Source organism: Occallatibacter sp., from assembly GCF_049802275.1.
In the GTDB taxonomy this organism is placed as follows: Bacteria; Acidobacteriota; Terriglobia; order Terriglobales; family Acidobacteriaceae; genus Telmatobacter.
This window is the reverse complement of sequence record NZ_JBARMD010000348.1, coordinates 1-10,230: the sequence shown is the minus strand read 5'-3', so window position 1 is coordinate 10,230 and position 10,230 is coordinate 1. Positions and strand designations below refer to the sequence as shown.

Genomic DNA, 10,230 nt, shown 5'->3' with positions numbered 1-10,230 from the left:
TCCGCTTCAAGCCAGTCCTGGTCCTGCTGACTCTCGCCATGGACTCGCTGCTGATAAATCTCATAAGCGCGGGCTGCGATCTCAGAAGTGCGATCTACAGGCTTCCTGGAAAGCAGCGCAGGCTTGGCCGGATCGAAGATACGGTAAGCGAGCAGTTTCACGCGGTCATTGATGAGGGCCCAGACCAGAGCGTAGGCCCAAACGAATCCTGCCCACTTCCAGCCGAGCGGGGCCATGAACAAGCCATAGACCGCAATCAGCGTCGCAATGGTCTGTGTACCAAGCACCGCTATCCAGAGAATCCGAGCGGGGCGTATGGACCAGAAAGGGCCACGCGTGCGCGTTAGGAAGATGGTCAAGTGCCCCGCCACGGAAAGCTTCAAGTACATCAAGGTTTGGATATGCAGGCGGTCGATGTGAAAGACGCGTTCTCCCAGATAAAAGAGACCGAACGCCGAGACTACTCCAATGACGCCGAGCACTGTGGAGATCGAAAGGACGAGGCGCATGTTCCACGCTTCGGGCTTGTCTTTGTAACGAACATTGTCGTAGGCGATGGATAAAATAGCGCCATCGTTGAGCAAAGCCAGCATCACGATCATGACAGCGGTGAGAGGATAGAAGTTGAATACCAGAATGGCGAGCGTCATGAAGAACAGTACGCGCAGCGTCTCGGCAATGCGGTAAATGGCGTAGCTGTTCATCCGCTGGAAAATTCGGCGGCTCTCCTTGATTGCATCGATAATCACCGACAAACCCGACGTAAGCAGAACGATCGATGCGGCTGCCCGTGCGGCGTCTGTGGCGCCGGAGACGGCGATTCCACAATCGGCTTTCTTGAGCGCGGGAGCGTCGTTGACGCCATCGCCGGTCATACCCACGATGTGGCCGCGCCGTTGAAGAATATCGACGATGTGGTACTTGTGTTCCGGAAATACCTGCGCGAATCCGTCGGCCTTTTCGATGGCTTCCCCGGTTTGGGGCGACTCTTGCTTCTTCATGTCACCCAGGGCACCGGCATCCAGTATGTTAGTACCCAATCCAAGTTGCTTCGAGGTCTCCCGGGCGATGGCGATCTGATCTCCCGTAACCATCTTGACGTCCACGCCCATCTCCCGGGCACTCGCAATCGTCGCCTTGGCCTGCTCACGCGGGGGATCGAACAGCGGCAACATGCCGGCAAACTTCCACTTGCCTTCCTCGTCGGCCCTTGCGACGCCCAGCGAGCGGAAGCCGCGTCCCGCAAAGTCATTGATGGCGGTCTCGACTGCGGCCTTGACCTCGTCCGCGTTGTTAGCCAACTGCAAAATCGCCTGCGGAGCTCCCTTGGTCACAAAGAATTGATTTCCGTCTGCTCCTTTGACGGTGGCCTCGGTGCGTTTATGTACAGGATCGAAGGGCTGAAAGTGAAGTATCTTGAAGCTCTTCAGCTCCTTGTCGTCCTTCACTCCACCGATCACTGCAAGGTCGATGGTGTCCTTGTCTTCGGCTCGCGATGCGAGTGCAGCCCAGAAAATGACTTTATCCGGTGCATTTCCGTCCACGGTAAAGGGAACACCCAGGGTCAGTTTGTTCTGTGTGAGCGTACCGGTCTTATCCGAGCAGAGCACATCCACGCCCGCGAGTTCTTCAATCGCCGACAGACGGGTGACAATCGCCTCTTTCTTCGCCAGCAAGCGCGCACCGACTGCCATCGTCACGGAAAGTACTGTCGGCATGGCTACCGGAATCGCGGCCACCAAGAGCACAAGGCAAAATTCCAGGGTAGTGAGAACTTTGTCCCCGCGGAAAAGCGCGACAATCAAAATCAAAACGACCAGCGCTACCGCCAGCACGATCAGGTAGTCTCCTATTTTCAAGACTGCCTTTTGGAAATGGCTTACGGTATTCGCCTCCTGCACCATCTGCGCGGTTTTGCCAAAGTAGGTATTCGTTCCGGTGGCATACACCATTGCGTCGATTTCGCCCTGACGGACGATCGATCCCGAGTAGACAGCGGTGCCCGGCTTGGCGGTTACCGGCAATGATTCGCCTGTTAAGGCGGATTGGTCCACCTCGATGGGATCGCCATCGAGCAAGCGCGCGTCGGCCGGTACGATGTCGCCCAGCCGCAGTCGGACAACATCTCCAGGCACCAACTCACTTGCCTTGGGGTTCTGCCACTTGCCGTCACGCTTAACTTTAGCCAGGATTGCAAGGCGCGCTTTTAGAGCTGCGATGGCGTTACCGGCTTGGTGTTCTTCCCAAAATCCGACCACTGCGTTGGAACAAAGCAGAAGAAGAATGATGAAGAAATCAAGCCAATGCTGAACCAGCGCCGACAAGATCACGGCGCCTTCAATCATCCACGGAATGGGACCCCAAAAATACGAGAGAAACTTTAAGAATTGATTGGTCTTCTTCTCAGTAATCTCGTTGGGCCCGTATTGAGTCAGCCGCTTCTCAGCCTCGGCCTGGCTCAGGCCGTCTGGGGAGGACCCCAATTTCTTCTGCAACTCCGGCATGGACAGCGACTTGAGATCGTCCTTGGAAACGGGCTTTGACGGGGGATTTTCAGCAATCAGTGTCACTTGAAATGATTCTCCAAATCGTGCCCCTCACGCGGGCACCTGTATCAAGGCAGGCCGGAAGACGCCACGCTGGTAATCGATTTGAGCGGCTCAATTCAGGTTGGAGTCTCCGCGAATTGTTATTTTGAAAACAGAGAGTGATCCTTGTCGAAATTGTTCTCGGTTTTCGAGGCTTTCTCCGCGGCCTTCTCAGCGACGCGCTCAATTTGTTTCTCGGCTGATGCGTCCGAGGCCGTCTCGCCTTCCAGCTTCGTTGCTTCTGAGTTCTCAAATTGTTCCGGCATGTGGTTTTCTCCTGCTATCACTGTGAACCTTCACTCGGCCAAGATTCTGTTCACTATTGCTCTCTTTGTCGATTGGCGCGGTGCGGCTTTATCTATTGCAACGGCCGTAACCAGCTGCGACAGATCCACTTGAGCTCACAATTGATCACTTGTGACAGGTATCTGACTACCACCATTCCATTGAGCGGCCTGAGGCCGTCTTCACCTCCGATTCAGGCTTGACTGAGCGAAGAAGCAGCAGCGGGCACTGGGCGAGTTTCACGACTTTTTCAGCAATCGAGCCGAACACCAGCGGATGCCAACCGGAGATGCCATGAGTGGAGATCACGATCATGTCAATATGCTCGCGATCGACCACTTCCATAATGTTACCGACTATGTCATTTCCGACTTCAACGCTGAAAATCGACTTCACTCCTTTGGCTACGAGAGCCGCCTTGCACTTGGACAAATGGAGCTCTGCGTATGTTCTCGCCTTCTGGAGGAAGGCGGTTTCTGGAATGAGGTCTGGAATTGTCGTGGTCGGGAACTCCGGAATCACGTTTACGAGATAGAGTTCTGCATGAAAGTGCTGGGCGAGGTCAGAGGCCATTTCTAATGCGGCCTGCGAAGACGGGCTGAAGTCGATCGGAAGCAGAATTCTTGTGGGTATCGAGGGGTAAACAGGAACTTCAGGCATGGAGTCTCCTCAGCCAACGCTAGACTAACTAGATTGTCATTCTCCCTCGTCAAGCCGGCGAATGCTGTGCTCTTTTGGTCAGCATGCGCGCCGAGGGTTTGAGTTCTCACTTCATGTGTCCAATTGCTCAGCATTCTGCGGTCCAGCGTGAGAGGTTGGATCGGTGGGGGTCGAATCTTTGCTTGGGACCTCAGAATTCGCAAAGCGATTCGAGCCTATCGCAAGCACTTATCCGTTTCGCTGTTACGCAAGAAATCTTCGCTAACCCAGAACCATGGAGAAGGGAATGCATAACTCCTAAAGAAATAATAGAAGTGCATGCCTCAGAGCAGAAGGCTCTTTTCTGCTGCACCGGAATGGAGGTGTTCTGGATGATCATGAAACAGATTCAATTCAATCCACGGAGGTGGACTCATGAATAAAGACCGAGTTAAGGGAGCAATAGACGAATCTCTGGGAAGCGCCAAGCGGGAGGCTGGCGAATTGGCCGGACTTGGTGACCTGCAGTTAGAGGGCATCGCTCAGCAGGTAAAAGGCAAGCTTGAAAGTGCCTGGGGAAAGGCGGAAGACGTCGTCCACGAGGCCAATAACGAAGCCGAGGTCAACCACGAATCCCGTATCGAGGTGGAAATGGAATGTGCAGCAGTCGAGAGCAAAGACGGCACTGCCAAATAGATTTCGGCCAAGCCGCTCCGCAATTCGGATTCAGCCTGCATTAGCCGGGCCCTGAACGCAACTTACCCATTAGGTTTTCTCCGAGCTGTGCGATTGCATCCAGGATTCTGAAAGAAGGCAGCGAGCTAAGCCCGGTCAAGGTGGACATGTTGCCGTAGATCATAAATCGTATGCCGGAGAATGCTCAATTCAACGATCACCGAACAAGCCGCAGGTCGAGTTTCACAACAACTGATCGGCTAGTCAGAAGGGCAAGCTGCCAAACAGAGCAGATTTGACCATCAATTCGTTTTCCGTTCTGAAAACATCTTAAAAGGGCGCAAACATGTCCGAGCGCAAGACGCTCAGAGATTCAGTTGTGCGTGTCGCTCGGAGGACAGTACTTGACGTTATCAACGGTGCAACAGGGCACGGAACACCCGCTGCTCGGTCAAAGACATCTGGGGAGCGGTAGGGGCCCTCGGTGGCGCGAAAAAGCAGTGAGCATGAAGATCCGCCAAGCAGTCGTCCTCCTGTCGGCCACAGTAGTCTTCGTGACACTCCCGCTTCTTGCGTGGTCGCAATCGGGGTTAAGTTCAGGAGATTCCTCGGGAGAGACCGGAAATGCAACAGTCGGACGCCTGGACCTGACATATGTGCGTCCGTCGCCTAGAACAACGCTGAACCACTATGTTTTCGATGCCTTCGGTCCGTATCCCTTCCTGAGCACAGCTTTCTTTGCGGGTTTTGATCAGGGAACCAATACGCCACCAGAGTGGGGACAAGGCTTTGCTGGTTACGCAGAACGATACGGGTCAGATTTTGGGATTTCTTTGGTTGGGACATCAACGCGCTATGGGCTCGCCGCGGTTTTCAAGGAAGACACATCCTACTACCGATGCGACTGCAACGGAATCACTCCCCGGCTGCGTTATGCGATGATGTCCACTTTGATGGCACGCCGTGGAAGTGACGGCCATCATGTTTTCTCAGTCCCCGCGCTGGTGGCGCCATATGCGGGTGCGTCTGCCGCGGTGTACGGCTGGTATCCGAATCGATACAACGGAAAAGACGCGTTCAGGATGGGCAATTACAGCCTGCTTGATTCTGTGTTCTCAAACATTGTTCTGGAGTTTATCTACAGTGGACCCCACGCCCTGATTTCGCGCATGCACTTGGACAGTACACGCGGAGCACCCGTGGCAGAGCCCAGCCAATGACCGAACCCCAGTCGACGCTGGTTGCAGACATCGCTGGGCCGACAATTGAGCGGCGCGGCGTTCATCTTTTTCCTGAGGGAGATTCTCCCTGGGATCTGATCAATGGGTTCTTTGAATGGTTTGGCAACCTGGGAGTGTTTTCCTGGGAGGTGTTGAAGGCCGCAGTAACACCGCCGTTTGAATGGCGAGAGCTGATTCGGCAGCTTGATGAGGTTGGATCGAAGTCACTTCCGCTGGTGGCATTGGCGGGAGGCGCGATCGGCGTGGTGATTTCGCTGGAGGCACGTTACAGCCTAAGCCGGTTCGGCGCGAAGTCGCTGTTTCCCGCCACGCTCGTATATTCAGTCGTCCAGGTGATGGGTCCGATTATTACCGGGTTAGTAGTAAGCGGACGAGTAGGTGCCGGCATCGGGGCGGAACTTGCATCTATGAAAGTGACCGAGCAGATTGACGCCATCGAGGCCTCGGCGATCAACCCTTACAGACTCCTTGTAGCGACGAGGATCCTGGCCTGCATTCTGATGTTGCCGCTGCTTACCATTGCGGCGGACGGGTGCGGCTTAATGACAGGGTGGTTTGCGCAGACCCTGGTTGAGCCTCTGTCGCTTCATCAATTCATCGAAAACGGATTCAGGGGCGCCACTTTCAATGCATTTCTTCCGCAGACCTTCAAGACGACTGTCTACGGGCTCATTATCGGCCTGATTGCGTGTTTTCAAGGGATGCAAACACGCGGAGGAGCAGCGGGAGTGGGACGCGCAGCAACGAACTCTGTTGTGCTGGGCTCGCTCTTCATCATTCTCGCGGATGTAGTGCTGGTGAAATTCATCCTGGTTGTCTTCCCTTAGTTCATCCTCGGCATTTTGGAGGAAAGATATGACATCAACCATTGACATTGCGGCGAAGCAGATGGGGCACGAGCAAGAGAGCAGTGCAACTGCTGTCGCTGTGCAGAATGTGGATAAAAGCTTCGGAGCGCAAACAGTTCTGAATGGGGTCAGCCTAAGCGTGACTCGCGGAGAGACGCTTGCTGTGCTAGGGAGAAGCGGCACGGGAAAGAGCGTTCTGCTGCGAATGATCGTCGGGCTCGAGAAGCCGGACTCGGGACAGATTCGCATTCACGACGAGGATATCGCAGGACTAGCCCTCGATCAGCTGGGCGCAATCCGGAAGAAGATGGGCTTTCTCTTTCAGCACGCCGCGCTTTACGATTCGCTGACCATTGCGGAGAATGTGGGATTCCCGCTAGAACATCACCGAAGAGAAATGTCGAAGGCGGAACGGACCGATCGAGTTAAGGTGTTGCTGGCCGAAGTTGGGTTGGAAGACGGATTCGAGAAAATGCCTTCCGACATTTCAGGAGGGATGCAAAAGCGCGTGGGGCTTGCCCGAGCGCTTGCACTGGAGCCTGAGATCTTGTTGCTCGACGAACCAACGGCCGGACTCGATCCAATCAGTTCAGGGGAGATCAATGATTTGATTCTGAAACTGCAGAGGGAGCGAAAGATGGCCTCCATTGTAGTGACGCATGATCTGCATAGCGCGAGGACGATTGCCGATCGGCTGGCGATTTTGAATAAAGGCCTTGTGGTGATCGAGGGTTCATTCGAGGACCTTCAAAAAAGCGAGATCGGGTTTGTGAAGGAATTTCTGCGGCAGTCTTAAAGGGGATATATGTCGAGAGTGGCGCGATTGGGAGTTTTTATCGTGGTTTCATTGGCGGTGCTGGGTAGCGGGGTCTTCCTCATCGGGAGCCAGGAGTATCTTTTTCGCCCGACCTACCAACTGAAGGCGCAGTTCGACACGGTGGCTGGGCTGACTGAAGGAGCCGATGTGCAGGTAGGCGGTGTGCACAGCGGGACTGTGACCGGCATCAAACTGCCGACCCGCCCCGGGGGAAAAGTCCTGGTGTTGATGGAACTGGCGAAGTCGACGCGCGCGATTATCAAGCTGGACTCGGTGGCTTCGATCCAGACAGAAGGGTTATTGGGCAATCAGTACCTGTCGATTTCGTTTGGATCCGTAGGTCAGCCGGATGTAAAGGACGGCGAGATGATCCAGAGCGAACCGCCGCTGGAGATGGCTGATCTGCTGAAGAAGACAAAAGGCATTCTCGATGGCAGCCAGCAGGCGATCGAGAATGCAACGCTTGCGACTGGGCATTTGAACTCAGTGAGCGCGAAGATCGATGCGGGACAGGGCACAGTGGGGGCACTGGTGAACGATAAGCAACTCTACAACAACCTTGCGCAGACAACGACGACACTGCAATCAACGATGGTCGAGGCCCAGGTGGGTGTTACGGACTTTCAGGAAAACATGGAAGCGCTGAAACGCAACTTCCTGTTGAGCGGCTATTTTAAGAAGCGCGGATACGAAGACGCTGAGGATCTGAGTGCGAATCGGATTGGCGGGCTGCCGCAGGGCGCTCCGGTGAAGGCGTTTACGTATACGACGAAACAGCTCTTCGATGGTCGCGATTCGGCGAAGCTGAGAAATCAAAAGTCGTTGAATGCCGGCGGAGAGTTTCTCGCGCAGAATCAATTCGGATTTGCGGTCGTTGTGGTTTCAACGGGCATGGAAGGCGACACGCAAAAGGACCAGATTCTGACCGAAGCGAGGGCAATGGTCATTCGCAAATACCTGGTGGAGAATTTTGGATTCGATGACACGCAGCTGAAGACACTGGGTACGGGGAAACAGACCAGTGCAAGCACGGGCGTTGACGGAGACTGGGGATCGATTCAGATCCTGGTTTTTCCGGAAGGAACGGCGATACCGACATCAAAGCCGGAGCCGACGTCTGACGCAGAGAGGCCGCGTGCGGACCGGGCAGCACAGGCGACTGCTACGGCTACAGTAAAGCCTTAGCTCGGGATGCGATGAGACTTAAGCTGCTGGAGGCGCAGTGGGGTATCGGCTCTCGCAATTGGTGTGGAGCCTAAGCACGAGCGTTTTCCGAGTCGCGCCGGATGAATGAGGCGGCGGTTCTGAGGATGTTGATACTGAGCAATGTTGCACAGATATTCGAGCGCCAATCCCCCAGAATGACGATGGTGAAGAGTGACCTTTCGCGACAGGCCTTAAATGAGTGACCTGCCGTTGTGAGTTGTTTTGCCACTCCATACGCAAATGGGATGTAGAGTCGCGGGGAAGGAACAAAGATGCTTGGAACCTTTTGATCGTGATCCTGGTGTTGGCGCTGCTTGGGGCGCTGCCGAGATGGCCGCACAGCCGAAACTGGGGATATTTTCCAACTGGAGGACTGGGGTTGGTTTTGTTGATTGTGATCGTACTTCTGGTCCTTGGCCGAATTTGAATATTAAGCATTCTTTGAGGCAGCGGCACGCGAGCCGAGAAAGGCGTATCCTTAAGGAGTCGCTAGCATTCTCCCTCCTCAAGGAGTCGCTAGCATTCTCCCTCCTCGCCTTTGGCATTCCTGGCGTCGCACCGGATAAGCACCGTTCAATCACGCAACCGAACGTCAGGAGATGCCGTGAATATCATCACGAACATCGATGTGAAGGCTTGCTTCGCGGCACGCCAACTTAGAAGCAGACCGCTGTTCGCCTTTGTTTCCTCGATATCCGCACGTGTGGAATGGTGAAGGCGCTTTCGGTCTTCCTCCGGTTTGGAGGCACCCTGCCAGATTGCCTAGATCCGCTCATTCGGCCAATGTGCGCGAACTTGGGCCTCGTGGAAGAAATTTCTGCGCCCATCTTCGATACGATGATCCGCCAGGCAGCGTGGCATTTCATCCCTGGATGTTGCTTACGGAAGCCCTTGCGGACATTCCCGGCAATTTAGGCTGACTGTTGCGCTCCCCGGGAACTGAGGAATAGAGAATCAGCCGATTGAAGCACCGCGTAAATTAGTGCGCGCACAAGTGCAGCATCGAAAGCAGGGCATGATGTCGTTTTCTAGAATGAGCTTAACCAATATTGATAAGAGCACCGTTCCTGGAACTGAGGCGTTACAAGTCTCCTTAGCCGCCTGCCGACTACCTTTGCCGACGCGGATCGCCTTCATCGGAAACTATCTTCCACGCGAATGCGGAATAGCCACTTTCACGACTGACTTGTGCACTGCCGTTGCCACCGAATACGGGGAGGGACGCCTGTTTGCAATTCCCGTAAACGATCCGGATTCATCCTACAGTTATCCCGAGCAGGTACGTCTTGAGATTGACCAGGATGACCTCGGATCCTATGTACGGGCTGCGGATTTCTTGAATTTCAACGGCAATGATCTCGTCTGTCTGCAGCATGAATATGGCATCTACGGTGGCAGCGCAGGGCGTTACATTCTGACGTTGCTTCGCAAATTGAAGATGCCGTTAGTTACGACCCTGCATACCGTACTTCGTGAGCCGGACGCGGATCAGCGGAATGTACTCGAGGAGATCGCTCAGCTTTCCGATCGCATGGTGGTCATGAGCGAGTTAGCAGCGCAACTTTTGCGAGACGTCTATTCGGTTCCTGGCGGGAAGATTGATGTAATTCCCCATGGAGTGCCAGACCTGCCATTCATGGATCCGAACTATTTCAAGGACAAGTTTGGCACCGAAGGTAGATCCGTTCTGCTTACCTTCGGTCTCCTGTCTCCAAACAAGGGAATTGAAAATGTAATCCGGGCGCTGCCTGAAATTCTGTTGCGCCATCCGAAAGTTGTCTACATCGTTTCAGGAGTGACGCACCCGCATATCCGGCGACGCGAAGGCGAGCGTTATCGGGAAGAGTTGCAAGCGCTGGCAGCTCAGCTTGGGGTGAGCGATCATCTGATTCTGAACAATCGCTTCGTAAGTGCTGAAGAACTGGTTGAGC

10 protein-coding genes are annotated in these 10,230 nt (G+C 54.5%); 7 read left to right on the top strand and 3 right to left on the bottom strand.

Going from position 1 to position 10,230, the window contains the following annotated elements; all coding sequences use genetic code 11:
• The 3 genes from WA354_RS12185 to WA354_RS12175 form a co-directional block, all read right to left on the bottom strand.
• On the bottom strand, positions 1-2,570 hold a 2,570-nt coding region (locus WA354_RS12185), incomplete at its 3' end, for a plasma-membrane proton-efflux P-type ATPase (RefSeq protein WP_472813283.1).
• A gap of 119 nt (positions 2,571-2,689) precedes the next feature.
• Positions 2,690-2,854: a hypothetical protein gene (locus WA354_RS12180; RefSeq protein ID WP_472813282.1), complete on the bottom strand. Its 165-nt coding sequence runs from the start codon at positions 2,852-2,854 to the stop codon at positions 2,690-2,692.
• 166 nt (positions 2,855-3,020) lie between these two features.
• Positions 3,021-3,533, bottom strand: coding sequence for a universal stress protein (locus WA354_RS12175; protein ID WP_472813281.1), 513 nt, complete (start codon positions 3,531-3,533; stop codon positions 3,021-3,023).
• Positions 3,534-3,947: 414 nt separating this feature from the next.
• On the opposite strand from WA354_RS12175, the gene WA354_RS12170 reads away from it, so the two are divergent.
• From WA354_RS12170 to WA354_RS12140, 7 genes are all read left to right on the top strand, one after another.
• Entirely contained in the window at positions 3,948-4,208 is a 261-nt protein-coding gene (locus WA354_RS12170) for a CsbD family protein (protein ID WP_472813280.1), read from the top strand.
• Between the two features lie 485 nt (positions 4,209-4,693).
• Positions 4,694-5,407: a hypothetical protein gene (locus tag WA354_RS12165; RefSeq protein ID WP_472813279.1), complete on the top strand. Its 714-nt coding sequence runs from the start codon at positions 4,694-4,696 to the stop codon at positions 5,405-5,407.
• Complete coding sequence (locus tag WA354_RS12160) at positions 5,404-6,255, top strand: MlaE family ABC transporter permease (protein ID WP_472813278.1); 852 nt, start codon at positions 5,404-5,406, stop codon at positions 6,253-6,255. Before WA354_RS12165 ends, WA354_RS12160 begins: the two co-directional genes overlap by 4 nt.
• Before the next feature lie 28 nt (positions 6,256-6,283).
• Complete coding sequence (locus WA354_RS12155; protein ID WP_472813277.1) at positions 6,284-7,072, top strand: ABC transporter ATP-binding protein; 789 nt, start codon at positions 6,284-6,286, stop codon at positions 7,070-7,072.
• Between the two features lie 18 nt (positions 7,073-7,090).
• Entirely contained in the window at positions 7,091-8,278 is a 1,188-nt protein-coding gene (locus WA354_RS12150) for an MlaD family protein (protein ID WP_472813276.1), read from the top strand.
• Between the two features lie 220 nt (positions 8,279-8,498).
• A complete protein-coding gene (locus WA354_RS12145; RefSeq protein WP_472813275.1) occupies positions 8,499-8,726 on the top strand; it encodes a DUF3309 domain-containing protein in 228 nt (75 codons plus the stop codon).
• A 606-nt stretch (positions 8,727-9,332) separates the two neighbouring features.
• On the top strand, positions 9,333-10,230 hold an 898-nt coding region (locus WA354_RS12140), incomplete at its 3' end, for a glycosyltransferase (RefSeq protein ID WP_472813274.1).

Coding starts and splice junctions, on each gene's coding strand:
- WA354_RS12155 (WP_472813277.1), top strand. CDS start 6,284: ATGACATCAACCATTGACATTGCGGCGAAGCAGATGGGGCACGAGCAA.
- WA354_RS12180 (WP_472813282.1), bottom strand. CDS start 2,854: ATGCCGGAACAATTTGAGAACTCAGAAGCAACGAAGCTGGAAGGCGAG.
- WA354_RS12160 (WP_472813278.1), top strand. CDS start 5,404: ATGACCGAACCCCAGTCGACGCTGGTTGCAGACATCGCTGGGCCGACA.
- WA354_RS12175 (WP_472813281.1), bottom strand. CDS start 3,533: ATGCCTGAAGTTCCTGTTTACCCCTCGATACCCACAAGAATTCTGCTT.
- WA354_RS12170 (WP_472813280.1), top strand. CDS start 3,948: ATGAATAAAGACCGAGTTAAGGGAGCAATAGACGAATCTCTGGGAAGC.
- WA354_RS12165 (WP_472813279.1), top strand. CDS start 4,694: ATGAAGATCCGCCAAGCAGTCGTCCTCCTGTCGGCCACAGTAGTCTTC.